This window comes from Alteribacter salitolerans, assembly GCF_016901055.1.
In the GTDB taxonomy this organism is placed as follows: Bacteria; Bacillota; Bacilli; order Bacillales; family Salisediminibacteriaceae; genus Alteribacter; species Alteribacter keqinensis.
In genome coordinates, this window is sequence record NZ_JAFEUX010000002.1 from 514,289 (window position 1) to 538,669 (window position 24,381).

Below are 24,381 nucleotides of genomic sequence, written 5' to 3' on the forward strand. Positions count from 1 at the left end.
AGGGGATTTTTTCGCCTCTGCCGAACTATGTATAGAAGAGTGTTCATTTTCAACAGGAGGGGTCTTTATGAAAAGTCAGGCTCACGGACGGTTTGTGGATCTTCAAAGAGAGGCTTTCTCTGCGTTTGAACAAAAGGATTACGAAGGTGTACGTAAGCTGGTAAAGAAAATCGACGGTGCTTTTCCGAAACAGAGGCATCGTACGGTTATGTGGAAAATGTGTTCGTTCGCCCTGGAAGGGGAGAGGGACAAAGCCTTTGAAATTGGGTTTGAAGCCCTGGACGAAGGCATCTGGTGGAACCCGGACCGGATAAAAGAAGAGCCGGGTCTAGCCGATTTGCAGGAGGACCCGCGGTTTGAGACGTTCGTGGCGCGATGCCGGGTAAAGTATAATGAGGAAAGAGACACCAGGGACCCGGTTCTCGTCTCCATGGGGAATCCCCTCAGCCACCAGCGGCTGTTCGCCATTCACTGGCGCGGTGACGATGCCGAGAGTTTCTCCGAGTATTTCGAAACCACACCTAGACTTGCAGACTGGCATATGGGCTTCCCCCAGTCGTCCCAGGTTCACGGATACAGCCGTTTCTGCTGGGATGATGAGGAAAAAGCTCTTATGGTTTTGAAAAAATCATATGAAGCGTTTGACGAGATCAGTGTGGGCGGAGGAGAGACCCTGCTGTGCGGGGCTTCCCAGGGGGGAAAACTGGCCATCGACCTGGCCCTCAGGCACCAGCCCGTTCCCCATCACTGCTTTTTCGCAGTCGTCCCGTCCATCAAAGACCTTAAAGCCTATGAATCCTTGTTGAAGGAAGGAGTCTGCAGCAAAGTGAAAGGGTACATCCTCACAGGCGAAAACGATCCGTACCTTCAGCAGCAAAGGGCCCTTCACCAGCTCCTTCTCGATTACGACGTTCCATGCCAATTCGTCGTCGTTGAAGGACTCGGCCATGATTTCCCGGAGAATTTTAACATCTTCGCGGAAGAAGCCGCCGCTTTTTTAATGAAATAATGGTGGACCGTCACTTCGGTGGCGGTTTTTTTAGGTGGAAGTGAGCTTCAAACATGTTAGCGGCTCGTTTAAACAGTTTAGTCGTTCGTTTAAACAGGTTAGGAACACCATTAAACGACTTAGCACCAGAAATGTCTCTTTTTTGAGCGATCAGATTATTAGAGACCACAAATAGGACAATCCCCCCTTGTATTAGCCGGCCCTTTCCTCCATAATTCGAATCGTAATGATTACGTTTTGTGATCGGGAGAGGAGGATTATCATGAAAAAAATTCCTGTATTTGTGCTGAGTGGTTTCTTAGGCAGCGGGAAGACAACCCTGCTGGTTGACATAATTAAAAAAGCCCGGGATAAGGGGCTGAGTTTAAGTGTTCTTATGAATGAAGCCGGTAAAACCGATACAGACGGAAGGCTGATTTCTGAACTGGATGGTGATCTCCCGGTAGAGAAGCTTCTTGATGGTTGTATGTGCTGCAACAAAAAGAGTGAAGTGTCCGGGGCCGTGATGAAATTGGCAGAGACAAATCCGGATATGATGGTAATGGAGTTAACTGGTATTGCCGACCCTGAAGAAGTGGCAGATGCATTGGCTGAACCGGAACTCATGGAACATATCGAACTTAAGAAAGTTATATCCGTTCTTGATGGTGAAAATATTCTCGACTACAACAGCATTTTTACAGCCGAAAGGGCGATGGTGAAGACAACGCGCAAGCAAATCGCTTTTGCAGACGCCCTGATTGTCAATAAAGAAGATCAAATGGATGAAAACAGCAGGAAGAAAATCAAGCGGGTGATCTCAAAAGAAAACAGTGTTGCACCGGTTACGTTTACGAGTTACTGCCAGGTGGATTTGGACGAACTGTTATTTAACATGGAAGGGGAAAGAAAGCCCTTTTCATTGTTAAAAGAAGAAAAGAATACTGATGAACACACCCATTCCCGCATTCAAACATTGAAAATTGAATTTACCAAGCCGGTTAAATCCAAACGTGCGGCAGAGGCGTTATTTAAGGAACTTAAGCCGGGTCTGATTCGGGCAAAGGGGTATATCAGTGTAAAAAGAGAGGCAGACGTCCACCTCATTCAGCACGTGGTGAAGAAGACCTACTGGGAGAAAGCGCAGGCTCAAGAAGAGAGTTATCTCATCTTAATCGGTCTGGAATTGGATAAAGGCTACATTACAAGCAGGTTGAACGAGCTTATAGTGAATGACTGTTGATGGTTCTTTAATCCGGTTTATAATTAGAAAAGATGAGTATACCTCTTAGTCAGTGAACCTTTTTATAAAATGTGAAGTGCTGGTTCGTTTTATGTCAAGCGTAGCTGAACGCCAGCAGCGAGACACCTGCGGCAGTGGGGGCCAGACGAGACCCCGCAGGGAAGTGCCCGAGGAGGCTCGCCGGCACCGCCGCGGAAAGCCAGCGGATGGGGTTCAGCGGAGCTTCACAAACTGACGTAATGGTATACTCATTTTAGAAAATATATACAAAATCACATGAGCAACGAAGGTTCAATACTCAGTACCTTCGAAAATTTCAACACGCTCTATTTGAATCAATCTTAAAGCTTTTGAGCATATCCGAATTCCCTTTAAAAAGACCGGCAGAAGTGAACCTTGCTGCCGGTCTTCCATTTTGAGACCCCTTCTTAACCTCAGTTAATGTGAGGAGGAAATGCCCCCTATAAATCTCCTGTTATGAGCCGGACCAGCACGAGCATGACCAGTGCGGAAAGAACGGAGGTTGTTGCCTGCTTTCCGGTAACACTAAGGGCTGCTTTCACCCCCATTTGCTTCCCGATTGTCCAGATTGTAACCAAACAGCCGGAAAGGGTGGATGCAAGGTACACCACAACAAAAATTTCAAGAATAGAGAATGTGGCAAGCATGGCGCCTCCCCCTTCGTTAAACAGGAGGATCCCGTCTTTACGCAGCACAGAAAAGAAAATGGCCACAGCTGCTTCTACAGGAAGGGAAAAGAACGAAAAGACTGGTTCAAATATTCCAATCACAAAAGCCATGATTTTGAATTCATCCAGCAAGAAAGCAATAAAACAAATCAGGAGAAAAACAGGCATAGCCTGGTAAAAAAACTGATTCAGCATGCCGGTCAGTTTTTTTACCACCCTTTTTTTAGCAGGTTTGCGAAGCCGTGAACCCCCCGGGAATATCAATGGCATGTCACGCGGTTTCCCGTACCAGATCCGGGTATGGCATGCTCCTGCAACGAACAGGACCCCAATGTAGGGAATAAACATCCAAGGTGCATGGACGGCGTTGAAAATCGACAAGGTCGCTCCTATCTGGTAGCTGCAGGCAGAGCCGAAAGATACCATGGAAACACAGTGTTTCTGACTGCAGGCATGACAGCCTTTTGTCTGCATAATGGCCACCACATTGCATCCGTATCCCGTTAAAACAGGCACTAAATCCGACCCCGTAAGACCGATCTTTCTTAACAGAGGATCGCTTCCCCGCACTAATTTAGTCTGGAGCCCTGTTTCTTCAGCAAGGGCAATACTCACTCCTACAAAAAGAACCACAGGAAAAGCCCAGACAAAAGAAAAGGTACCGAGTGAGATTAGTCCGTAGTCGCCCATAAAAAGTGTTTGAACAAAAGCAGGCATGTTTGTGAGTGTGCCACTCAACGGTTCGAGAACATAGGATTCAACGACAGGTTCGATAAAGGACGCAAAGTGATAGGCAAGAAAAATCGGGATCCCATAAATCAAAATAATGACGAGCAGCACCCAGGCCTGTGTAAAGAAAGGTGGAAGCTGCACAGGCTGTAGATGTTGTTGAGTGTGAGATCTCATGGCCTAACACTGACAACTGTTATCGCAGCAGGATAAGTCATCAAGATACATGGTGGCTTTGCGGTACTCATTAAACACCTCATCGTTAACGGGAAGACCGAGACGAACAAGAATTTCCTTTGCAATTACGGCAAATCGCTGTCTGAACTTGTAGATGAAGCAAAAGATCACCTCAGCATGCTTTACCTGGGGACCTGTAAGAAACAGACCATCTGTGACCGTGGATTCATCTGACTCCGTAAGACGGACATTACCGTTATCTTCCCAGTAAAAATGCTCAAAAATAAGGGTGAGACTGCTTTTGTATCCTGTAGCAATAAAAGGCACGGTCTCTGATTCGATCACTTCCCCTGAAAGTAAGTGAATATAAAAACGCTCACCTTTTTTATCTACCTTTGCGACTTGGGCGTCACCTAACAGGGTAAGCTCATCACGGTCAATAACCTCATCAAGCCGCTCACTCGTGAAAGGAGATAATGAGACGCTCGGGTCAGGATCGTCGTTGTTCCACGGTTCTCCCTTGGCAAGAACGGTAACTTCCTTTCCGCTTAAAACAAGGTGATAAGCCGCATCAATTCCGCTTTCATAGCCACCGATAATGTAGTGGTGTCCCTCCTGAACAGAGGTCCAGCTGCCCACATCACTTGAATGAACGCAATGTCCGGCCCCTGGAAAAGGATGGCGTTCAGGATATTGATACTCTCCTCCTGCCCACACCACAAACTCACTCTGGAAAACACCAGAGGATGTTTCAACGAAAAACCTCTCATTTTCTTTATGAACGCGCTCAACGGTGATTCCCGTTTGAACAGGAAGCTCAAAGTGATCGGCAATCCGCTTCAAGTAATCAGCATAATCTTCCCCGCTCAGATGTTCCCGGTCATAGGCATAGCCGGGAGATGTACTCGGAACGACAGCATTCAAATCGAGAAGCCCGAATCCGTGCCCCGGGAATGAGGGAGTCAGCAGTCTCGTTTCTTTCGGCCAGTTTAAAAAAGTGCTGCCGACCTCGTTTTTCTCCAAAATCGTGAAATTCTCCAGTCCAGTTTGCTTGAAAAGAGACCCAAGTCCCACCCCGGCAGGACCTGCGCCAACGATAATCACATCATAGTGAGTTGCAGTCATAGTAAAACTCCTTAAATCGTAATCATTACTATTTATGTAGCTTATCATACTTACATACGTTAAATCTGTCAAAGAGGGCACGTTTGTTTGATTATTTGAAGCGCTGCACGTACAATAGACGACGTAATTATAAAGCGTAATCGTTCTTATTTGCGGGAGGGAGATGCAAGGATGACAATAACCAATACATGGCTGACAAAACCGGAAAGGCACGTTCTGTTCGGTTCTGTTCCGCCGGTAAAAGGCGTAAAACCAACGGGTAAAGAAGAGATGGCTGATTTGCAGAATAAAGATGAAGATTTTTTGTTTTCTTTGGACGCGGTTGGTGTTGCAAGTGTGAAGCATCCTGTGGTGGTCATAAGTAATCGTGCACCATATGAGCAGGCAACGGTGGGAACCTTTTCTTTGACTACGTCTCTTCGTCAGGATAAGAAAGGAATCAATATGAGCAGGCTGACAGAGGTTCTTCATGAATACCAGGAAAAGGACGGACTCCGGTTGACGCTTGAACAATTATCCGCTCTTGCAAAAGAGCTGGCCGATCGTATGGAACAGGAGGCTGCCATAGTGGAAGTCAGTTTTCCGTGGTTTTTTACAAGGGAAAGTCCCGTGCTTAAAAAACCTGGCATGATGCATGCGGATGCCCATTTGACTGTGTCCTACCATGAAGAGAAAGGGATTTCTGTCAGGGGAGGACTAAAGGCGGCGGTTACGACCCTTTGCCCATGCTCAAAAGAGATAAGCGAGTACAGCGCCCATAATCAAAGGGGGTATGTAACGATAGAGGCACACCTGGACCTTCAGCAATTAAGCAGAGATTGGAAGGAGATTTTTCTGACAGCTGCGGAAACGAACGCAAGCTCTCTCCTATACCCTGTGTTAAAAAGACCTGATGAAAAGGCGGTCACAGAAAGAGCATATGAAAATCCGCGATTTGTAGAAGATATGGTACGCCTTGTGGCAGCTGACCTGTATGAGGAAGAAGGCATCATCAAATTTACAGTGGAATGCCGGAATGAAGAGTCCATACATCTCCATGACGCCGTCGCAAGTGTTACTTTCGATAAAACAAAATAAAGGAGACTTGAAAGTTATATTGAAGTAGGAAAGGGTATAGTATGACTACATGAATCTTTGAGTACTCCCTCGGGAAAGGATGATTACTATGGTAAGCAAAGAATTGGTCAAAGAACTGAACGAGCAGATGAATTACGAATTTTACTCCGCCCACATCTATCTGGCAACGGCAGCGTACTGCTCGAACGAAAGTCTCGACGGGTTTGCAAATTTCTTTTTGGCGCAGGCGGAAGAGGAGCGGTATCATGCCATGAAATTCTACAATTTCATAATAGATATGGGAGCCCGGGCGGTAGTGGACGAACTGCCAAAGCCAAACCGTGACTTTTCTTCTGTATTGGATGCCTTTGAAAAATCATTGCAGCACGAAAAAGACGTGACCGCCCGCATCTACAAGCTGGCTGACCGCGCCCTTGATGAAAGAGAACACGCCACAATGACGTTTTTAAACTGGTTTATCGAAGAGCAGGTGGAGGAAGAGGCCACGTTCGACTCGATCATTCAAAAGCTCAAGCGTATCGAAAATGACAGCAATGCTTTCTACATGCTTGAAAGCGAGCTCGGGAAACGCACCTTTTCCCCGGAATAACCGCACATATTTCTATAGAAAAGAACCGGACGCAACCCGCGCCGGTTCTTTTTTGTGCAGCATATAACCCCATTAACGGTTTTACGCCTATGATTGACGGATTCAGTACGGTTATTAACGGCTTCCCCTCTCCATTAACGGGTTGGAGAGCTCCCTTCAAAACATCTCCCCGCGCCCAGTCTACATCCCCAAAACGGCAACGGTTTCAGGGTAAAACCGGCACATACAACAACCGAAAATCCCCAATGCCTCTTGGTCATGTTCTTATTTAAAAGCACATTCAAAATGGAACTGATGGCGAAAAAGATGAAGAAAACGAACGGAATCATATAAAAGTCCACCCGGCATCCCCCCACTGTTTTCCTTTATTATAATTTGCGTAGGATAAAAATGGAATATTTGTTAGAATGAACACAGAGATTCGGAGGTGGAGAGATGGTCATTTATACATTCGCAAAAGAAACAGGAACGCAGGTGACCCGGTTTAATTCGGACTTCATTATGTCCCGGATCGCTGTCATAGACACGGAAACCCGCATCGGCTGTATGCATCTGGGGGCAGAAGGCGTCATCGGAGCCCATGAAGCTGCCGTACCCCAGCTGCTGCTCATCGTTTCCGGTAAAGGAACGGTCATGGGAAAAGAAAACGAGTGGGTTGAAGTGACGAGCGGCGACGCCGTCTGCTGGGAGCGTGGTGAATGGCACGAAACCCGGTCGGAAAAAGGATTGACGGCGATTGTCGTGGAAGCAGAAGAGCTTTATCCCTCGAGGTTTATGAAAGAAAAGTAACCAAAAACGGAGGTGAAAATCATGAGCAACCGAAAATTCTACAAATCCACCACAGACGTGAAGGCCAGCGGCGTCCTAGCCGGCATCGCCGAATATTACAACTGGGACCCGACGATCGTTCGGCTTGTATTTGCCATCGCCACTCTCCTCACATCAATCATGCCCGGCGTAATCGTCTACATCATCGCCGACTGGGTCATGCCAAAGGATACAGAAAAAGAATACGAGATTTAGGAACGTTCACCACCGGTTTGAATCTGTAACCCGGACTCTACTAAAGTCCCGGCTGGCCTGTTTTATTTCTCCTATGAGTTTTGGCTATTATACGAATGCGTTTCATTATTTTCGGAGTCTCTTCTCGTGTATTTTTCCCCATCCTTATAAAAAGAAGGAAAAATCACTCACATTTATAAAAGAAATTCATTTCAGTTACCTTTGTTACACAGAAAAAAAGGAGGAGGGAGTATGAGGGAGTCAGCGAAGAAGATAATGCCTTTAGGTCTAATCGGCGTCATCGTGATCGGGGTATTTCTCCTTACTTTGGAAGCGCCTATCGATTCAGAGGGAAAAGGCGTAATGGATGACACCTTTTTCGACGATTTTTCAGCCGGATTGGATGTAGCGGCTGTGAAGTTACACGATGTAACCAACAGTGATGGTGACGAACTTCAGGCATACTTGCACGAGTTAAAAGCAATGTTCCTTCTGTTGGATGAACAATTTTATGAAGGAAGTGCACAATACGAAGAGATTGAATACTCACGTGTTTTTGAAGAGCTGACGTTTATCACAACCGGCAGGAACGAAAGAGACAGAGTACCGGGATACGAAGGTGAACCTTTTTATTACAAAGGTGAGTTGTCAGCCGGCGAGCGCGCCTTTCTCCAAACCGTAGCCACTGATTTTCAGGACGTCTCGTTTATGCATAATGCGGTCGATACACCTGAGGCGTTTAACCGTATTATGGAAAGAGTCGTTAACCGGGACTATCCCGCGTTTTACGAGAAAAATTTAGAGAAATATGAGGATAACACCCTTCACGATTCTTTTCATGCCATGATGAATCAACACGGAGACCGGGAAGAACGACCTTATTCGGTTCTGTATATGGATGAAGGAGTGTTACAAAATAACGACGGAATTGTTGTGTTTACTGAGGAAAACAATCAAGGGGAGCAGGTCTTTCTTGTTTACCTTGAGAAAATGGGGCAACACTGGCACTGGAAGCATTCCCTCGGTGCGAACGTTAAGGAAAGCGGTATCAACTGGCGTATATCTCACGGCTCACCACACTTCTATGCAGGAATGGTTAATGATAAGAATGTAGAACGCGTGGCAGTGGACGGTCAGGAGGCAACCATAATCAGCATAAATGACGATGATCGGTTTTGGTTTATTCATGCCTCTGAAGGAGACGTTGTGTATAGAAACAAAGACGGGACAGAACGTGTCATCGATAGCAGTGATTTTTAACCCGGCTGGGAGGGATGGGAGCCCTCTTTTTAAAAGAGCTTAGGCAGGTACAAAATGCCCGGACGATTGCTCGCATCCGGGCACTTTTAGTCGTTTGGTTAATCCGCTTCCTCAAAAATCACCGTAATCCCCATGATCTCGATTTCATCCCCATCAGCAAGCGTAAACGTCACATCGTCCACGCCCCAGTCACCCCCGAGAATCTCATTGATCTCAAGCCATCCTGAACTGTCATAGACGATAAAGTTACCAGATCCGCTCTCAGCTCTAACCGTGTACCGGCCGGGGGCGATATGCTCGCCAGCCGTCCATTTTCCGGCTCCGAGCTTCTCCGTTTTTGGCGGCTGCGGATTTTTCAGCGCAATAATCTCCTCTTCCTTTTCCTCAAGCTGAGCCTTCAGCCCTGAAATCTCCTTATCTTTCTTCTCAAGATTCCCTTCTGCTTCTGCCAGATCGCCTTCGAGGCTTTCGGCCCTGCTCTCAGCGGCCTTCCGCTTTTTCTCCGCATCATCCCGCTCGGCAACCGCAGCTTCCACGTTGTTCTCTTCAATAAACGACTCCAGCTCCGCAACCGTCGCTTCCAGTTCCCCGACAGTACCGGCAAGTTCCTCGTTCTCCGCTTCGAGAGCATCAGCCCTGTCACGGGCATCCTCAAACTGCTCCGACACTCGGTCCCGCTCCTTATCCAGCTCCCCGATCAAAGTCGCAGCAATATCTGCTTCAGACCTTGCCCCATGACACGATGCCAGACTCACGAAAAACAACACAAGAAAAACAGCCGCCGCAACCCGCCACATCCACACGTTTTCCCATCCCTTTTTCACCGTATCCATCTCAAGGCCTCCAACGTTGGCATGAAGGCACTGGAAAAAGATAAAAATCGAACTTTTTCAGTGCCTTCTCGTATATGAACATGGATATACGAACCGGTAGGATTAAATACCCAAATCCTTTCCGCAAAGTTAGGAGCAATCCTACACCGCCTTAAAGAAAATGTCAGTCAGTGTCATGATGGGATTTTATGTTAAAATGGAATTGTCAAAAAACTCATGTACGGGGGAATAAACAATGATCACAATGACAGATATTCTATTTCAGCTCGCCGGCCTCGGCATTCTCGTCGGAATGGCGGCACTGGTCGTCTGGTTCATTAGGCACACCGTGAGAAACAAGCGCCAGCTGGACGAAATCACAAAAAAGCTCGATGAGATGAAAGAGAAGCAATGACCACACTATCAAAATTCATCATCATCCTCACCGCCATCCTTCTCGGCTACGGCGGCCTCACCCTCGTCACCGGTTGGATCAACCACGGCGAGATCGACAGGAGCGCGGTGATTGTCCTTCTCGCCACAGGCGTGATGCTGTACTTTTACGTGTCGGGCAAACGGGCTGAAGCCAAACAGCTCAACAGGCTCACGATCAAGACCGTTACGGGAAAAATGGACGAAAAGGGGTTCGATCCGAAGGCGGCCCGTCTGATTGAAGGGGTACTGGAAGAGAAGCGAACCGTCCTCGGGGACAAGGACTTTCAGGCATGGCTTGGGGAGCTCACGTATACGGTTCCCGGGGAGCTGGCAGACGAAGAGCCTGCGCTCCGCCTCTACCACACAAACCCCGACTGGGTTGAAAGAGAAGTCTCAGCGCTGGAACGGGAAACAAAGCTTTCGTGGGAGGAACAGACAGAAGATCTCAAACACCTGGACGATCAGCCCCGAAAAGCCCAGCTCGTAGTAAGAACCCGCCTCACCGAAATCATCGATGAGCTGAAAGACGCGAAAGATTATTGACGGAGGAACCGGAGAAACGGGGGCTTCTTAAGGCAGTCATACATAAGCATAAAGGACGTGACACCATCTTGAAGCACGCAGCTCTTATCGGACTCATCATTCAAATAACCTATATTTTTTTCACCATGGCTGTCGATTTTCTGTTTCTCATCGAAAGAACAGCTCTCACAGCCTATCAATTTGGCATTTCAATGATGGTAACAGCAATTCTCACCACCATTCTCGGAACGATCGGCGCTTTTTCAGGCAACCGTCCCGTCATGTCAGGCTGGGTAACGGCACTCGGTATCCTCATGGGGGCATGGTTCATATTTGCCTACCTCCTGCCCGAAGCAGGGATCCCGCCGGTGATACCTTGGCTTTATCCGGATATGAAATAAAGCTGTTGTTTTAAAAGTGTTTTAAAAAAAAGGTTGATAGAAGCGAGCGCAAATAGCGGAAATCAACCACAAAAAGTTTATAAAAGAACGGATGATCACCATGCCAATCCATCTTGAACCGCTTAACCAAAAAGACGCCGGACCATTGCTTCAATTTGAGCTCGAAAACAGAGCCTATTTTGAGCAGTCCGTCCCAAGCCGGGGCAACAGCTTCTACCACAGCGACACGTTTAGAAGCCGGCTCGAAACACGGCTCCGGGAACAGGCCATGGGACAGGCCCTTTATTATTTAATCAAAGACAGCACCGGCACGATTCTGGGGCGGATCAATGTGACGGATATAGAAGAGGGCCGGGGCCATCTCGGCTATCGGATCGGCGAGAGCCATACGGGGAAAGGTGTGGCGAAGGATGCCCTCAAATTATTAATCGGGAACCTGAAAGAAAAACACATAACCGAACTCCACGCAAAAACAACCAAGGACAACACGGCCTCCCGGAAAGTGCTGGAGAAAAACGGCTTCAGGGAAGTGGAAACGAACAAGGAAACGGTCGAACTTAACGGGCAGAAACTGACGTTTGTCTGCTATACGAGAATATTAGAGGGGGGAGCAGAGTGAGCTTCATAGAGGACAACTGGTTTACGGTCACACAACTCGATCACGCGACCTTTGGCATCAGCGAATACGGCCATTGGGAAAAAGTCCACTCGTATCTTTTACTCGGAAAAGACAAGGCGGCTCTCATCGATACCGGGCTTGGCATTGATAACATGAAAAAAATCACCGATCAGCTCACATCACTGCCGGTCATGGTGCTCACCACCCACGTTCACTGGGATCACATCGGCAGTCACGGCGAGTACGGGGACATTTTCGTTCATGAACAGGAAGAGGACTGGCTTGTAAACGGCATAAAGGGACTTCCTATCGATCAGATCAGAAAAGACGTTGCCCGGGATATTACGCTGCCGGTTCCCGCTTCCTTTAATCCTGAAATGTACACGCCCTATCAGGGAAAGCCTGCCGGGACGCTGAAAGATGGGGATACAATCAACCTTGGAGACAGAGAACTCACGATTTATCATACGCCCGGTCATTCCCCGGGGCATATTGCGGTCTTTGACGTGAAAAACGGCTTTCTGTTTTCCGGCGACCTCATCTATGACGAAACACCGGTCTATGCTTTTTTTCCGAGCACAAGTCCCGAAGACCTGGTCCGGTCCCTTGAGAGAATGACGAATCTCAATGGTGTGAAAAGGATTTACGGAGGCCACAATTCCCTCGGTCTCGACCCGGACATTCTGGAAGATGTCAGAGGACTCGTATCGTATCTGAAGGAACACAATCTGATTGTATTCGGAACCGGCGTTCACCGCTTTAACAGAATCAGTGTGCAATTTTAGGAGGCAGAAATGAAGCAAGTGACCCTGTCAAACGGCGAACAAGTAGAAATGACGTGCCTGAGCTGCGCCATCACTACAGGCCTGATTGAGCCGGACGGAGGCACGATCATGGAGACCGGGCACTTTCATGCCCACCAGGACGTGGCGTATCCGGTCAAAGGGCTGGTCATTCTCGCATCGAAGCGCCATACCACGTGCCTGGATGAACTCACAGAAGAGGAGCGGTACGAGTACATCAGCCTCATGGCCACGATTCGAAAAGCACAGCGAAAGGTATTGGGCATTGAGCACGTCTATTATTTTTACAACGAAGACACCACTCTTTCACACGTGGATGGTACCCCGCTATGAGTGGATGTACGCGTTCGGCCGCTCGGTTGAGTCCGTGAGACCGGTGCTCCTTCACGCCAGAAACAACATGAACGGCGAGGAACAGATGAAAGAGGCCAGACAAGCCATCAGAGCCCTTAAGGAAGAGCTGGCCAAAGGTTAGTATAGGCCTAAAATGAGTACAGCAATAAACACCCCCGACCATACCAAACCGAGGGAAAAAATCAGAAACCGCTTTGCAAAAATGTCTGAAGTATTAAATAATAGTTGATAAATCCAGGCAAATAAATCAGCTGCCCCGAAAAAAGACAGCTCATCCATGTCTTTTTCCTTCGTGAAAAATGCAGCCCCCATTATGATAAAACCCAACACAATCATTCCGCATAAAATCACTTCCACACCCATACCGTCACCCTTGTTTTCATATTGATTTTTGTTTATTCACCGGGGAGAAGACTTCTTCCTTCCTACCGCTGAAAAACAGGACTTTGGTTCCTGTAGAAAGGAGGCCGCCGATGATAAAAATACGTGTTTTATCCTTAAATGACCTCACTCCGTCCATGCTTAATTCCTTTGACCGCACCCAGCACACATCCCGGGTACTGACGTATGAGAAAGGAGAATGGCAAGAAAAGACCGATTACTTTGAAGACGCATGGTCTCCGGAGGAAAAGCGCACGATCACAGACCACTTCTATAAGACTATTGAATCCGGGGGAACAGTAATCACAGCTGAAGACGGTCCTCACATTGCAGGTTTCGCCGTTCTGGAGCCAGGCCTTTTCGGCAAAACCGCAGTCTATCAGGAGCTTTCCTATCTTCACACGGACAGGAGAAAGAGAGGGAGGGGTATCGGCAGACGGCTTTTCCAGAAAGCAAAGGAAGAAGCGGGAGCAGCCGGTGCCGAAAAGCTTTATATCGGAGCCCACCCTGCAACAGAAACACAGCATTTTTACCGGGCGATGGGGTGCGTCCCGGCCAAAGAAATAAACGAAACCATCTACCTGAGAGAAGTACGGGATATACAGCTGGAAACAGATTTATAGAAGGGGAGAGAGGGAAATGGACGGCATAACAACCTCAATCAAACGGTATAAATTCGGCTGGATGTATGCACCTGACAGGCTTGGCTCGAGAAACAAGCAACTGAAGGGTATCACCTGGTTGAGGTTTCGAAACGGGGCCTCACGTTTTATTTTGAAGAAGCAGATCCAGCCCGTTGCACCTTCAGTGTCGCGTATGAAGGAAGAGGGGATATTCACCTTTACCTTGCGCACAAAAATACCGGATGGGAACAGGCCGCTGCCACTGGTTCTTCCAGGCAGCAATGGACCATCTGGAGAAAAAGTGATTTCGAAATTGAGGAGAATCACGACGAGAATACTGACGTCGCTGAATTGAAACAGCACGCCATTAAGAGGATGGCCATATTTTTCTCCCTGATACTAACGCCGGCCCTGATTATTTTCAGCAGCAATTTCTTTACCTCAATGCTCCCTGATGTACTGGAAAACGGTTATTTGTCCCTGTCCATCCTCGAACGTTTCAATGTCACCGTTTATCCTTTCATTATGCTAGGCATTCTAAACATGATTTTGCGTCCATGGATGTATTATTTCAGGCTAGAAGGTTCATAGAGCAATAAAATTTATTTGCTGTTAAATCATTAAGGAGGCTTTCATGTACACCTATGATTCGTTTGTGACTGAAGGTTCATTCACACTGCTAAGACCAGTATATATCACATTAGCTGTTTTTTCGTTATGTCTTTTCTTTCTCATCATCTTTCCAAAACTTAAGCACCGGTTACTTAATGGAATTGCGGTGGCCGGTTTGTCACTTGTCTTTGCCGTCATTACGGTACAGGTGATTTACTATGATGCTATTATCGTGGATGAATTGGGCCTTGGCGGGAGTACGGTAAACACCACGCTGAGTGTGGCCGTAATAGGATTGAGTATCCTGAATCCGTTCCTGTACTTCGGCACACACAGGAAGGAGGAGGATTGACATGACAATGGATATTAAGGAGACTTTCTTTTACCTCTGCTGGCTGGCGATTGGTCTTACGATCGGGATCATCTTTTTCACCCCGATTTTTGACAGTACACTGATGGGCGTGGTCATGGGCCTCGCGATCGGGACATCCACATGGCTTGGGGTCAGGAAGGGAGCTTCATAGATAAAAAGGAAGCGGAAATCCTGTCATTAACTAGTTGGTGGACGGGATTCGCGGATTCGACCCGCACATTAACGGGGGAGGCGAGGTCCACCCACAAAAAGTAGATATAAAGCTTTCTCTAAACTTAACAAAAAACCCCGGTCCACAAAATGAACCGGGGATCCCCGCCAACACACTCTCTGCTTATTCTTCCTCAGCCACATCCACAGTCCTGCCTTACAATAATCCACTTAGGTAAGACATATAATCACGGAGCATCAGAATTAATCCCCGCTTAACTCCCAGCCTTCTGCCTGCCAGCTCTCTGGATCAGGGTTAGGACCATCTTTGAACACATATCCGTTATCTCCTTTTACACTGACCCGGTCAATGTACCAGCCGCGGCCGTTTGCAGAGGCATCTGTTTCATAATGAAAACGGAGGAGCGCATCGCCCTTGTAATCTCCCAATTCATATGCCGCATCCACCCATTGCCAGACTGTGGAACCAGTGAAAACACCGTCGTGCTCATATGTCGTGTGCCGTGCAGAAAGTTCGCCTTCAAGAAGTTCCCATGATTCACCTTCGTCCATTGAAATTTCAAGGTAGCCAAAATCCCGTGGAATATCATCTGCAATATCGAACCACGTTTTAAATGTAAGTTCACTGTTTTCTTCAAGAGTGACAGGGAGGGTAAGGGTATGATTTTTGTCCCTGCCATTTCCGCTGAACCAGGCTTTCTGCCCGGCTGCAGGGCGAACCGGTAATGCTCTTGCTGCCTGTTGGACTACATCCTGCCTTTCAGGGTTAATGGAAGGACCGTACCGTGTCGGATGGACCCTGTTTGTAAAAAAGATAACAATTGTGTCATTGACCGGATCAACCACAAAGGACGTGCCCGTAAAACCCGTATGACCGGCTGCCACAGGAGAGGAGAGTCCGTCCATAAACCAGCCACGGTTTAAATTAAAGCCCAGGCCCTGACCTAAATCTGTTTCATCTGTCATGTGGTTTGTGAGCATAAGAGAAACCGTTTCAGGTTCCAGAATGCGGACATTTCCGTACCTGCCGCCGTTCAAGATCATTTGGGATAAAATCGCAAAGTCTTCAGCCGTACTGAACAGGCCTGCATGTCCTGCAATACCATCCATGGCATAAGCTTTTTCGTCATGCACTGTACCCCATACCATTTCTCTGCCTGACCATGGAGAGTGCTCCGTTGGTGCGATCCTCGGCAGATACTCCTCTGACGGGTTAAACATCGTGTCATCCATGCCGAGAGGGCTGGTGATGTGATTGTAAATATAATGATCCAATGACTCCCCGGATACCTCTTCGACTAGAAGCCCCAGCAGAATCATACTCAAATCACTGTATACCATGGTTTTTCCAGGCTCGTTTTGAAGCTCTAATGTATACAAAGCTTCAAGCCTTTCTTCCTCTGTGTCGTAGTTGTCAAGAGGGTGAGACGCTGCAAGCCCGGATGTATGAGTTAATAACTGTTTAATTGTAATCTCCTCTTTACCGAGGATACCGAATTCAGGTATGTATGCTGCGAGTGAATCATCCAGGCTGATGTGGCCCTCTTCTGCCAGCTGCATCGTTGCAATGGATGTGACGATCTTCGTTAAAGACGCGAGGTCAAAGATCGTATCTTTTTCCATCGCCAACTGTTCCTCTTCTGGTAAAACTTCTGTTTCGTTTTTATAAACGGACGCTTTTCCATATGCTTCGTGTTTCACGATACGGCCGTCTTTTACTACCATAGCAACAGCACCCGGGTATTTGTTTTCCTCAATTCCCCTAAGAACAACCTCATCAATGTTTTCTAAATAATCCCCGTTCATATTAACCTGGGAGGGATGTCCTTCACGGATAGTTCTGTTTGGTTTTCCTGCTCTGTCCCATGCCTTCGACCATGCAGGAGCAGATACCTGTGCAGGTAGAGAGCTTGGTTTTCCATGATGGAAATGTTCTTCCTCAATGGAATGCTGCGGGGCCGCCTGTTGTGCTGACGCAGGAAACTGGGTCGTAAAGGTGGAACCCAGTAAAACAACACATAAAAAACCAATTATACTTTTAGTTCGTAACCGTTTCATAACGTTCCTCCTAAAGTTATTATCTAAATATTCTATAAATTAATTGTGAGGCAGTCGAAAGATTTTATCATGAGAAGTTCTTCCTTTTCTGTCACAGAAACTGGTAGGTTAGAAGCAGGTCAATTGTTCTTTTTGTGCAAAAGCTGTGCTTTTGACTTCTCAAAAAACGAAAGATACAGCAAAGGAGTCATCTGCATTTCCGAAGCGTGTGGTGGATATCCAGGAATTAACGGGTTGGCAGAAGCGGGGGGAGGAGAGGAGTAGCACAAGCCAGCAAGAAAGGCTAAAAAACTACCTCTGTGCGTATACTGATTACTATTAGATTTCAGGGGGAAGTGTTACGATGAGAAAAAGGTTTATGAAAGGTGGGAAAAGAATGTCTGTAATGAAAGCTAGACGTGTAACCAGAGGGCGAAGAGGTCATCTATATCCTCAAGTGTCCGGCCGTCATGTCATTTCTGCCAATCGTCAAGTGAATGATGAAACATGTGTACTGAAAAAAGGTGCTAGTCAGCAGTGGAGGAAAGAAACCCCTTTAAATGAATTCAAAGGCGTGTTCTCCATCTCCACAAAGATTTGTGATGAAGGAATTGAATCAGCGCATAAGTATTATGCTCAAACCATTATTGATGATAGGAACCGTTAATGCCTATGGAAAAAGAACAGCTCATTCTTGATTCCAATATCATTATCAGTTTCCTCACAGCAGATTCGAATCTCGAAAACGCTGAAGGCGTTTTCAGCCTTGCCGAAAAAGGCATCATAGATTTTTTACCTCTCCTATCATGTTTTAGTAGAAGTAGTCGTGTTTTTCGGAGCGAAAAGACTCATTGCATATGATGATGAGGGTAAGCCAAAGAACCGTATCGCTTTGCCTGTTCGAAAGATCACCGACATACTAATTCCCTTCTTTGAAAAAGACTTCTTCGTACACCCTGATAAAGAAAGCCTCATGCGTATACTCAAAATATTCTCCAAGCAGCAAAAACTCTCAACCATTTATGATCTGATGATAATATATGAATCTTCCAAACTGGGAATCAATCTCGTATCAGAAGACAGAAAACTTCGCAGCCACGAGGATTTTATTGGTTACTCTGTAGGTGAACTCATACAAAAATACACATAAAGATCCTTTTAAACAAGTTAGGATCTTCTTTAATCAAGTTAGAAACTGCTTTAATCAAGTTAGCCCGGCCCCCCGCCCACAAAACCAATCAGCAAAAAACCCCCGGTCCAAAAAAGAACCAGGGGATGCCAAAACATACAATCTTCTATTCTCCCTCAGCCACATCCACAATCCGGTCTTCCGGCTCATAATCCACTTCACCATGGTCAGCCATATAATCACGAAGCATCTCCCAGTCAGTGAAGCCGACAATCGTGCCGCGGCCGTCATCATATGCATCAGCGAAAACGGTAAAGCCGTCGCCACCAGTAGCCGTGAAGTTGTTTGTGGCAATCGTATACGTTTCGTCCGGATCAATCTCCTCATAGGAACCGTCCACGTCAATTTCAACAGAAACGACACGTTCTCCAGGCTCCTGGCTACTGTCATAGGTCAGTCGGGTTCCGGAGGATACTTGAAGGAACGCCCCGCTTTCCTCAGGAGCATCATAGACACTCACCTCAAAGGCTTCGATCAATTCCTCTCCTGAAACTTCAAGCAGTGTCAGGCGGTTGCCGAACGGCTGAACCTCAATTAAATGACCGATCGTAATGTCTCCTTCAGGAAGTGACGTACGGATACCGCCCCCGTTTTGCAAGGCCATAACCGTATTTTCATCAGCCGATAATGCAGCCTCAAGCTGGGCATCGGCGATTAAATTGCCAAGAGCCGTCTCGTTTGCCCGGACACTTTGCTCATCGCCTTCACCATGACGCGGGTTTGGAAGCTCGGTTACCACTGACGAACCGGCACCTTCACTCTGCAGCTCCTCAATCTGTTCGGTGTACGGAGCGAGCATCTCAGCGGCTTCAGGATCCGCTTCACGGTCCTCGGTGGCAAGAAGCTCTCCATCAGCCTTCAGCACAACACCGTTTTCATCAAAGGAGACATTCATCACCCCAAGGTACTGGCCGTATTCACCCGCCTGTCCGATCACAGTCGGATCCATTTCCTCACCGTCAGCGTTTTCGGTAACGACCGTCGGCGGAGCGATTTCCGTATGGCTGTGCCCGCCGATGATCACGTCAATCCCCTCAACCTGCTGTGCTAAAAGAAGGTCATTGCCGACACTCGGATCGCTGTCATACCCGAGGTGGGTAAGGGCTACAATCTTATTGACGCCTTCCGCTTCAAAGGCTTCAACCATGCCCGCGGCTGCCTCCACATAGTTTGTGAACGCTACATCAAACGGGCTGGAGATCGATTCAGTATCCTCTGTATTCAAACCGAATATACCGATTTCCTCACCGTCATGCTCCAGAACAATTCCGTCGTAAATCTGCCCGTTCTCCGCTTCAAAGCTCACCCCTTCATTGGCCAGTGCGCTCAGACCCTCATCGCCGGAAAAATCCATATTCGCCCCCACAACAGGGAACTCCGCTCCTTTAATAAAGTCAACGAGCTCCTGGTGGCCCATGTCCGGGTCCCCAAGGTCAAACTCGTGATTTCCCGGGACAAACGCGTCGTATTCCATAAGATTCATAAACTCCAGGGCATCCTGGCCGCTGAATTCGTTAAAATAGAGCGTACCGGAAAACACATCCCCCGCATCAAGCAAAAGCCCCTCGCCATACTGTTCTTTCGCCTCATTCAACGTTGTAATCAGCTGAGGATACATATTTGTCCTGCCGTGGGTATCATTCGTATGAAAAATCGTCAGCTCAAACGATTCCCCCTCATCAGAAGCCTCCTCTTCAGCCGGCTCCTCCTCAGGTTCCTCCACATCCTGATCCACATCTTCAGCGCACCCAATAAGCGCCAAGGATAACGCCCCGGCACCCAAAAGGGTGTGAAGCCATCGGTTTCTCTTCATAATATTGTCTCCTCCTTAAATGTGAGGCCACTGAACAAGTACAAAATAACCTTTTCAGTGCCTTCATATGTAATCTGACGTATATCATAGCTGAACCATAGAGAAAAACAATCCATCCCGCATCAAGAATTGGAAATTGATCCCTTGGAATCAGGAAGATAGACGTTGGAGTAGCAAATGGAGGAGAAGTTTACTAGGGCGGAAGTAAGGGGGAGCGCCCCGTCCGTGGTTTTAAACAAGTCAGGATCTGCTTTAAACAGGTTAGGGGGTCCTTTAGTCAGGTTAGCAGGTCATTTAAACTAGTTAGCACCTCAATTAAACGAGTTAAGGTCCGATTTAAACAAGTTAGCCCAAAACCCACCCAAAAAAGACACAGAGGAAACCTCCCCCTGTGCCCAAAACCACACCTAAAACCTACCGCATCGCCACCCCCGTCAGAAACGACAGCATCACATGCGTCCCGGCCTTCACCGTCATCCCCGCCACATCTTTCTCCGGATCGAGGCAGACGATGTCCATCGCCATCACTTTCGGGTGCCGCCCGCACACGAGCGCCGCCTCGAACAACTCATCGGTACGCATCCCCCCGGGCGTCGTGGCCGGCACTCCCGGAGCATACGCCATATCCAGAACATCCATGTCGCAGGTGAAATAAACACAATCGACTTTCCCGCCGAGGCTCTCCAAAGCCTGTGCCATAGTCTCGGCAACGCCGTTTTTGCGGGCCTGTTTAAGCGTGGTGTAGTGAATGCCGTGGTGGTCGGCGTAGTCTTTCAGATCAGGTGTATTAAAAAATCCGTGGAGCCCGATGTTGTGAATGTGATCGCCCCTTACAAGACCCGATTCCACCATGTTCCGGATCGGTGTCCCGTTCGCCGGACCGAGCTCCCGCATATCCCTAAGATCAAAGTGGGTGTCCAGCTGCACAATTCCGATCGTCTTATCCGGCGCCGCTTCCTTTAATCCCTTTACAATCATCGCCGTAATCGAGTGATCCCCGCCAATGGCCAGGGAGACGCTCCCCGGGTGGTGCCGTTTCACATCCGCCGAAGCGTCTACAATGTTTTGGTGACACTGCGGAATATCGGTGACGTGCTGCTTCACGTCACCCAGATCATACAAACGAAGCCGGCTCAGATTCACATCCTCATCGAGGTTGTACGTCGTAAATCCCCGCCACGCCCGGCGGCAGGCTTCGGGAAACGCGGAAGCCGCCGAGGGGCTGATGGAGGAGCGGGAAAGAGGGACGCCGTATAGGACGGCGTCAGCATCTTCCGGCCTTTTTTCCCGAACCGGCCGGATCCATTCGTGCACTTTTTCAGGTACGTCTTTGTGCTGGTTCCAGACAAACGGGGGACGTTCGAGTCCTTCGTATGGATTCACACGAGAACCCCCTTATTGACCACTTTGCGCCCGTTTTTAATGACCGTTTCTGTGTGGTTCACGCCGTACAAATACGTAAACTGCATGTGGTTCGGAATGTCCCAGATCACGAGATCCGCTTTTTTCCCCGCTTCGATACTGCCGATCCGGTCGGCCCGCTTGATGGCGTGGGCAGCGTTGATGGTGGCCGCGACAATGGCTTCGGCCGGCGTCATGCCCATCGTCAGACTCGCAAGGTTAATCATAAACGGCATCGATGTGCTGGGGGACGAGCCCGGATTCCGGTCCGTGGACAGAGCCACCGGAACGCCCGCGTCGATCGCTTTTCGTCCGTTTGCCGCTTCCGTCATGAGAAAGAATGCCGTCCCCGGGAGGAGAACCGCCACAACCCCTTTATGGGCCATCATGCTGAGTCCCCGGTCGGACACCTTCAAAAGGTGATCGGCGGACACGGCGTCCACCTCCGCGGCAATTTCCGCCCCGCCGTACGGTTCAATTTCATCGGCGTGGATTTTCGGAATGAGGCCGTACTTTTTCCCGGCTTCCAGGATTCGCAGGCTCTGGGCAGGTGTATACACGCCCCGCTCACAGAAAACGTCGTTAAATTCGGCGAGACCGAGCTCGGCTGTGGCCGGGATCATCTCGTTTACCACCTCGTCCACGAACTGATCAGGCTTTTCCTTGTATTCCTCGGGAATCACGTGGGCGCCCATGAAGGTGCTCACGATGTCCACGACGTGATCACGGTTCAACTGATGGGCCACTTCCATCTGACGCCGCTCAACATCCCAGTCCATACCGTAGCCGCTTTTCGCTTCCACGGTTGTAACCCCGTGCTTTAAAAACGAATCGAGACGGGGGAAGCTTTCGGTGTAAAGCTGTTCCGCGGACGCCTGGCGGGTAGCCCGGGTGGTGGCGTGAATGCCGCCGCCCTTGGCCATGATGTCCATGTATTTGGCCCCCTGAAGGCGCATGTTGTACTCATTTTCCCGACTTCCTGCAAACACGAGGTGGGTGTGGGGATCCACGAGTCCCGGTGCCACCACTTTATTCGATGCGTCAACCACAATCGCATCATCAAGAATGTCCGCATATTTTCGTTTGAGCTTGTCGGTTGTTCCCACGTCGATGATCGTATCGTCCTCGATCAGCACAGCTCCGTCTTCAATAATATGAAGGTTGTTCATCTGTTCTTTTACAGCAGGCGCTTCAGAGTGTCCTTTTACTGTCAGCAGCTCGTTCGCGTGTTTAATAAACGTATAGCTCATTGGCGCGCGTCTCCTTTCTGTTTGAGCATGGGAATGTGAATTCCTTTTTCCTCCGCGGTACGGATCGCCTTCTCATACCCGGCGTCGGCGTGGCGGGCCACACCCATTCCCGGGTCGGTCGTGAGAACCCGCTCGAGGCGTTCTTCTGCTTCTTTCGTTCCGTCCGCCACAATCACCATTCCGGCATGAAGGGAGTACCCCATCCCCACACCGCCCCCATGATGCACGCTCACCCAGCTCGCACCGCCGACGCTGTTAATAAGGGCGTTTAAAATCGGCCAGTCGGCCACGGCGTCACTGCCGTCTTTCATCGCTTCTGTTTCCCGGTTTGGGGAGGCTACAGAGCCCGAGTCCAGGTGGTCCCGCCCGATAACGATCGGAGCCGAGAGCTCACCGTCCGCCACCATCTGATTGATGATTTTCCCGAACCGCGCCCGCTCACCGTATCCGAGCCAGCAGATCCTTGACGGCAGCCCCTGAAACTGAATTTTCTTCTGAGCCATCCGGATCCAGTTGCACAGATGCTCGTTGTCCGCAAACTCACGGAGAATCACTTCGTCGGTTTTCCGGATGTCCTCAGGGTCTCCGGAGAGGGCGACCCAGCGAAACGGCCCTTTCCCCTCGCAGAACTGAGGACGGATATAGGCCGGTACAAACCCCGGGAAGTCGAAGGCGTGCCGGACGCCTTCATCAAAGGCCACCTGGCGGATGTTGTTGCCGTAGTCAAACGTAATGGCTCCTTGTTTTTGCATCTCCAGCATGGCCCTTACGTGGGTCGCCATGCTCGCCTTTGAAAGACCGGTGTATGCTTTCGGGTTCTGTTTACGGAGCGCGGCAGCCTTATCGAGACTGAACCCTTCCGGCACATAGCCGTTTAGCGGATCGTGAGCGGACGTCTGGTCTGTCAGTACATCAGGGATAAAGCTGTCTTCAATCATTTGGGGTAAAAGTTCGGCAGCGTTTCCGAGAAGCCCGATGGATAACGGCTCCCCGAGACTTTTCGCCTGTCTGGCCATTCGGATTGCTTCCTCGAGGGAGTCGGTGGAACGGTCCAGATAGCCGGTTTCGATCCGTTTTTCAATGCGGGAAGGATCAATTTCGATGGCAAGACAGACCCCGTCGTTCATCGTCACAGCCAGGGGCTGGGCGCCGCCCATGCCTCCGAGGCCGGCAGTAAGAGTGATCGTCCCTTTGAGTGAGCCGTTAAAGTGCTGCTTGGCAAGCTCCCCGAATGTTTCGTATGTGCCCTGAACGATGCCCTGGCTGCCGATGTATATCCAGCTTCCGGCGGTCATCTGACCGTACATCATGAGTCCCTTTGCATCGAGCTCGTGAAAGTGATCCCAGTTTGCCCACGCCGGAACGAGGTTGGAGTTGGCAATGAGCACCCGCGGGGCGTTGGCGTGTGTGCGGAACACTGCCACCGGTTTTCCTGACTGGACGAGAAGGGTTTCGTCATTTTCAAGGGCTTTCAGACTCGCAACAAGAGCGTCAAACGCTTCCCAGTTTCTTGCGGCCTTTCCGATCCCGCCGTACACAACGAGATCTTCCGGATTTTCCGCCACCTCCGGGTCCAGGTTGTTTGACAGCATGCGGAGCGCTGCCTCCTGAATCCAGCCTTTCGTCTCAAGGGCAGTGCCCCGTTTACTTCGAATTGTTCTCACCTGTTTCATCTTTTCACCATCCTGACCATTTAATAGTTTCAG

27 protein-coding genes and 1 pseudogene are annotated in these 24,381 nt (G+C 48.9%); 19 read left to right on the forward strand and 9 right to left on the reverse strand.

Features of this window, described 5'->3' with window-relative positions:
* Nucleotides 1-67: 67 nt before the first annotated feature.
* Nucleotides 68-1,009 carry an alpha/beta hydrolase gene (locus JSY36_RS05735; RefSeq protein WP_122900996.1) on the forward strand — a complete coding sequence of 314 codons (942 nt, stop codon included), beginning with the start codon at nt 68-70 and terminating at the stop codon, nt 1,007-1,009.
* Between the two features lie 262 nt (nt 1,010-1,271).
* Nucleotides 1,272-2,231, forward strand: coding sequence for a CobW family GTP-binding protein (locus tag JSY36_RS05740; protein ID WP_205165626.1), 960 nt, complete (start codon nt 1,272-1,274; stop codon nt 2,229-2,231).
* A gap of 461 nt (nt 2,232-2,692) precedes the next feature.
* Here JSY36_RS05740 and JSY36_RS05745 read toward each other — a convergent pair whose 3' ends face one another.
* The gene (locus JSY36_RS05745; protein WP_205165627.1) at nt 2,693-3,826 is read right to left on the reverse strand and encodes a nucleoside recognition domain-containing protein; all 1,134 of its coding nucleotides are present in this window, start codon (nt 3,824-3,826) and stop codon (nt 2,693-2,695) included.
* Nucleotides 3,827-3,829: 3 nt separating this feature from the next.
* The gene (locus JSY36_RS05750) at nt 3,830-4,951 is read right to left on the reverse strand and encodes an NAD(P)/FAD-dependent oxidoreductase (RefSeq protein WP_122901002.1); all 1,122 of its coding nucleotides are present in this window, start codon (nt 4,949-4,951) and stop codon (nt 3,830-3,832) included.
* A gap of 171 nt (nt 4,952-5,122) precedes the next feature.
* Here JSY36_RS05750 and folE2 point away from each other — a divergent pair, with 171 nt between their 5' ends.
* The 5 genes from folE2 (at nt 5,123) to JSY36_RS05775 (ending at nt 8,879) form a co-directional block, all read left to right on the forward strand.
* Nucleotides 5,123-6,028, forward strand: coding sequence for a GTP cyclohydrolase FolE2 (gene folE2 / locus JSY36_RS05755; protein WP_122901004.1), 906 nt, complete (start codon nt 5,123-5,125; stop codon nt 6,026-6,028).
* 88 nt (nt 6,029-6,116) lie between these two features.
* Nucleotides 6,117-6,617 carry a ferritin gene (locus JSY36_RS05760; protein ID WP_122901006.1) on the forward strand — a complete coding sequence of 167 codons (501 nt, stop codon included), beginning with the start codon at nt 6,117-6,119 and terminating at the stop codon, nt 6,615-6,617.
* 435 nt (nt 6,618-7,052) lie between these two features.
* The gene (locus tag JSY36_RS05765) at nt 7,053-7,406 is read left to right on the forward strand and encodes a cupin domain-containing protein (RefSeq protein ID WP_205165628.1); all 354 of its coding nucleotides are present in this window, start codon (nt 7,053-7,055) and stop codon (nt 7,404-7,406) included.
* A 21-nt stretch (nt 7,407-7,427) separates the two neighbouring features.
* Complete coding sequence (locus JSY36_RS05770) at nt 7,428-7,640, forward strand: PspC domain-containing protein (protein WP_122901010.1); 213 nt, start codon at nt 7,428-7,430, stop codon at nt 7,638-7,640.
* 231 nt (nt 7,641-7,871) lie between these two features.
* Nucleotides 7,872-8,879 (forward strand): hypothetical protein, encoded by a 1,008-nt coding sequence (locus tag JSY36_RS05775; RefSeq protein WP_205165629.1) that lies wholly within the window; start codon nt 7,872-7,874, stop codon nt 8,877-8,879.
* 98 nt (nt 8,880-8,977) lie between these two features.
* On the opposite strand, the gene JSY36_RS05780 is transcribed toward JSY36_RS05775, so the two are convergent.
* Nucleotides 8,978-9,712, reverse strand: coding sequence for a hypothetical protein (locus JSY36_RS05780; protein ID WP_205165630.1), 735 nt, complete (start codon nt 9,710-9,712; stop codon nt 8,978-8,980).
* A 235-nt stretch (nt 9,713-9,947) separates the two neighbouring features.
* On the opposite strand from JSY36_RS05780, the gene JSY36_RS05785 reads away from it, so the two are divergent.
* From JSY36_RS05785 to JSY36_RS05810, 6 genes and pseudogenes are all read left to right on the forward strand, one after another.
* Nucleotides 9,948-10,106 (forward strand): DUF4083 domain-containing protein, encoded by a 159-nt coding sequence (locus tag JSY36_RS05785; protein ID WP_205165631.1) that lies wholly within the window; start codon nt 9,948-9,950, stop codon nt 10,104-10,106.
* Complete coding sequence (locus JSY36_RS05790; protein WP_205165632.1) at nt 10,103-10,669, forward strand: hypothetical protein; 567 nt, start codon at nt 10,103-10,105, stop codon at nt 10,667-10,669. Before JSY36_RS05785 ends, JSY36_RS05790 begins: the two co-directional genes overlap by 4 nt.
* Nucleotides 10,666-11,049, forward strand: coding sequence for a hypothetical protein (locus JSY36_RS05795; RefSeq protein ID WP_122901016.1), 384 nt, complete (start codon nt 10,666-10,668; stop codon nt 11,047-11,049). Before JSY36_RS05790 ends, JSY36_RS05795 begins: the two co-directional genes overlap by 4 nt.
* A gap of 100 nt (nt 11,050-11,149) precedes the next feature.
* The gene (locus JSY36_RS05800) at nt 11,150-11,668 is read left to right on the forward strand and encodes a GNAT family N-acetyltransferase (protein ID WP_122901018.1); all 519 of its coding nucleotides are present in this window, start codon (nt 11,150-11,152) and stop codon (nt 11,666-11,668) included.
* Between the two features lie 5 nt (nt 11,669-11,673).
* On the forward strand, nt 11,674-12,453 hold the full coding sequence (locus tag JSY36_RS05805; RefSeq protein ID WP_419466030.1) for an MBL fold metallo-hydrolase: 780 nt from the start codon (nt 11,674-11,676) through the stop codon (nt 12,451-12,453).
* Between the two features lie 9 nt (nt 12,454-12,462).
* A pseudogene (locus tag JSY36_RS05810) lies at nt 12,463-12,946 on the forward strand (HIT family protein).
* Here JSY36_RS05810 and JSY36_RS05815 read toward each other — a convergent pair.
* On the reverse strand, nt 12,943-13,188 hold the full coding sequence (locus JSY36_RS05815) for a hypothetical protein (protein ID WP_205165634.1): 246 nt from the start codon (nt 13,186-13,188) through the stop codon (nt 12,943-12,945). The pseudogene JSY36_RS05810 and the gene JSY36_RS05815 overlap by 4 nt on opposite strands.
* A 110-nt stretch (nt 13,189-13,298) precedes the next feature.
* On the opposite strand from JSY36_RS05815, the gene JSY36_RS05820 reads away from it, so the two are divergent.
* From JSY36_RS05820 to JSY36_RS05835, 4 genes are all read left to right on the forward strand, one after another.
* Nucleotides 13,299-13,829 carry a GNAT family N-acetyltransferase gene (locus JSY36_RS05820; RefSeq protein ID WP_205165635.1) on the forward strand — a complete coding sequence of 177 codons (531 nt, stop codon included), beginning with the start codon at nt 13,299-13,301 and terminating at the stop codon, nt 13,827-13,829.
* 114 nt (nt 13,830-13,943) lie between these two features.
* Entirely contained in the window at nt 13,944-14,420 is a 477-nt protein-coding gene (locus JSY36_RS20930; protein WP_205165736.1) for a DUF2812 domain-containing protein, read from the forward strand.
* Nucleotides 14,421-14,463: 43 nt separating this feature from the next.
* Nucleotides 14,464-14,793, forward strand: a complete 330-nt coding sequence (locus tag JSY36_RS05830) for a hypothetical protein (RefSeq protein WP_205165636.1) — start codon at nt 14,464-14,466, stop codon at nt 14,791-14,793.
* 1 nt (nt 14,794) lies between these two features.
* Nucleotides 14,795-14,965 carry a hypothetical protein gene (locus JSY36_RS05835; protein WP_205165637.1) on the forward strand — a complete coding sequence of 57 codons (171 nt, stop codon included), beginning with the start codon at nt 14,795-14,797 and terminating at the stop codon, nt 14,963-14,965.
* 263 nt (nt 14,966-15,228) lie between these two features.
* Here JSY36_RS05835 and JSY36_RS05840 read toward each other — a convergent pair whose 3' ends face one another.
* Nucleotides 15,229-17,043, reverse strand: a complete 1,815-nt coding sequence (locus JSY36_RS05840; protein ID WP_205165638.1) for a serine hydrolase domain-containing protein — start codon at nt 17,041-17,043, stop codon at nt 15,229-15,231.
* Between the two features lie 343 nt (nt 17,044-17,386).
* Between JSY36_RS05840 and JSY36_RS05845 the strand changes: the two genes are divergently transcribed.
* Both JSY36_RS05845 and JSY36_RS05850 read left to right on the forward strand, forming a co-directional pair.
* A complete protein-coding gene (locus JSY36_RS05845; RefSeq protein ID WP_205165639.1) occupies nt 17,387-17,689 on the forward strand; it encodes a hypothetical protein in 303 nt (100 codons plus the stop codon).
* Between the two features lie 159 nt (nt 17,690-17,848).
* Nucleotides 17,849-18,172: a hypothetical protein gene (locus tag JSY36_RS05850; protein ID WP_205165640.1), complete on the forward strand. Its 324-nt coding sequence runs from the start codon at nt 17,849-17,851 to the stop codon at nt 18,170-18,172.
* Between the two features lie 145 nt (nt 18,173-18,317).
* Here the strand turns inward: JSY36_RS05850 and JSY36_RS05855 are convergent, their stop codons facing one another.
* The 4 genes from JSY36_RS05855 to hutU form a co-directional block, all read right to left on the reverse strand.
* The gene (locus JSY36_RS05855) at nt 18,318-20,024 is read right to left on the reverse strand and encodes a bifunctional metallophosphatase/5'-nucleotidase (protein WP_205165641.1); all 1,707 of its coding nucleotides are present in this window, start codon (nt 20,022-20,024) and stop codon (nt 18,318-18,320) included.
* A gap of 414 nt (nt 20,025-20,438) precedes the next feature.
* A complete protein-coding gene (locus tag JSY36_RS05860) occupies nt 20,439-21,407 on the reverse strand; it encodes an arginase family protein (protein ID WP_205165642.1) in 969 nt (322 codons plus the stop codon).
* Nucleotides 21,404-22,675, reverse strand: a complete 1,272-nt coding sequence (gene hutI, locus JSY36_RS05865; RefSeq protein WP_205165643.1) for an imidazolonepropionase — start codon at nt 22,673-22,675, stop codon at nt 21,404-21,406. The genes JSY36_RS05860 and hutI overlap by 4 nt, the downstream gene beginning before the upstream one ends.
* Nucleotides 22,672-24,348, reverse strand: coding sequence for a urocanate hydratase (gene hutU, locus JSY36_RS05870; protein WP_205165644.1), 1,677 nt, complete (start codon nt 24,346-24,348; stop codon nt 22,672-22,674). Before hutU ends, hutI begins: the two co-directional genes overlap by 4 nt.
* Nucleotides 24,349-24,381: the final 33 nt, after the last annotated feature.

Bases quoted from the DNA above. Each gene is read 5' to 3' on its own strand.
- JSY36_RS05835 (WP_205165637.1), top strand. From the start codon at position 14,795: ATGACAATGGATATTAAGGAGACTTTCTTTTACCTCTGCTGGCTGGCG.
- JSY36_RS05765 (WP_205165628.1), top strand. From the start codon at position 7,053: ATGGTCATTTATACATTCGCAAAAGAAACAGGAACGCAGGTGACCCGG.
- JSY36_RS05820 (WP_205165635.1), top strand. From the start codon at position 13,299: ATGATAAAAATACGTGTTTTATCCTTAAATGACCTCACTCCGTCCATG.
- JSY36_RS05840 (WP_205165638.1), bottom strand. From the start codon at position 17,043: ATGAAACGGTTACGAACTAAAAGTATAATTGGTTTTTTATGTGTTGTT.
- JSY36_RS05770 (WP_122901010.1), top strand. From the start codon at position 7,428: ATGAGCAACCGAAAATTCTACAAATCCACCACAGACGTGAAGGCCAGC.
- JSY36_RS05830 (WP_205165636.1), top strand. From the start codon at position 14,464: ATGTACACCTATGATTCGTTTGTGACTGAAGGTTCATTCACACTGCTA.
- JSY36_RS05790 (WP_205165632.1), top strand. From the start codon at position 10,103: ATGACCACACTATCAAAATTCATCATCATCCTCACCGCCATCCTTCTC.
- hutI (WP_205165643.1), bottom strand. From the start codon at position 22,675: ATGAGCTATACGTTTATTAAACACGCGAACGAGCTGCTGACAGTAAAA.
- hutU (WP_205165644.1), bottom strand. From the start codon at position 24,348: ATGAAACAGGTGAGAACAATTCGAAGTAAACGGGGCACTGCCCTTGAG.
- JSY36_RS05775 (WP_205165629.1), top strand. From the start codon at position 7,872: ATGAGGGAGTCAGCGAAGAAGATAATGCCTTTAGGTCTAATCGGCGTC.
- JSY36_RS05780 (WP_205165630.1), bottom strand. From the start codon at position 9,712: ATGGATACGGTGAAAAAGGGATGGGAAAACGTGTGGATGTGGCGGGTT.
- folE2 (WP_122901004.1), top strand. From the start codon at position 5,123: ATGACAATAACCAATACATGGCTGACAAAACCGGAAAGGCACGTTCTG.
- JSY36_RS05745 (WP_205165627.1), bottom strand. From the start codon at position 3,826: ATGAGATCTCACACTCAACAACATCTACAGCCTGTGCAGCTTCCACCT.
- JSY36_RS05855 (WP_205165641.1), bottom strand. From the start codon at position 20,024: ATGAAGAGAAACCGATGGCTTCACACCCTTTTGGGTGCCGGGGCGTTA.
- JSY36_RS05815 (WP_205165634.1), bottom strand. From the start codon at position 13,188: ATGGGTGTGGAAGTGATTTTATGCGGAATGATTGTGTTGGGTTTTATC.
- JSY36_RS05845 (WP_205165639.1), top strand. From the start codon at position 17,387: ATGAGAAAAAGGTTTATGAAAGGTGGGAAAAGAATGTCTGTAATGAAA.
- JSY36_RS05760 (WP_122901006.1), top strand. From the start codon at position 6,117: ATGGTAAGCAAAGAATTGGTCAAAGAACTGAACGAGCAGATGAATTAC.
- JSY36_RS05740 (WP_205165626.1), top strand. From the start codon at position 1,272: ATGAAAAAAATTCCTGTATTTGTGCTGAGTGGTTTCTTAGGCAGCGGG.
- JSY36_RS05800 (WP_122901018.1), top strand. From the start codon at position 11,150: ATGCCAATCCATCTTGAACCGCTTAACCAAAAAGACGCCGGACCATTG.
- JSY36_RS05750 (WP_122901002.1), bottom strand. From the start codon at position 4,951: ATGACTGCAACTCACTATGATGTGATTATCGTTGGCGCAGGTCCTGCC.
- JSY36_RS05735 (WP_122900996.1), top strand. From the start codon at position 68: ATGAAAAGTCAGGCTCACGGACGGTTTGTGGATCTTCAAAGAGAGGCT.
- JSY36_RS05785 (WP_205165631.1), top strand. From the start codon at position 9,948: ATGATCACAATGACAGATATTCTATTTCAGCTCGCCGGCCTCGGCATT.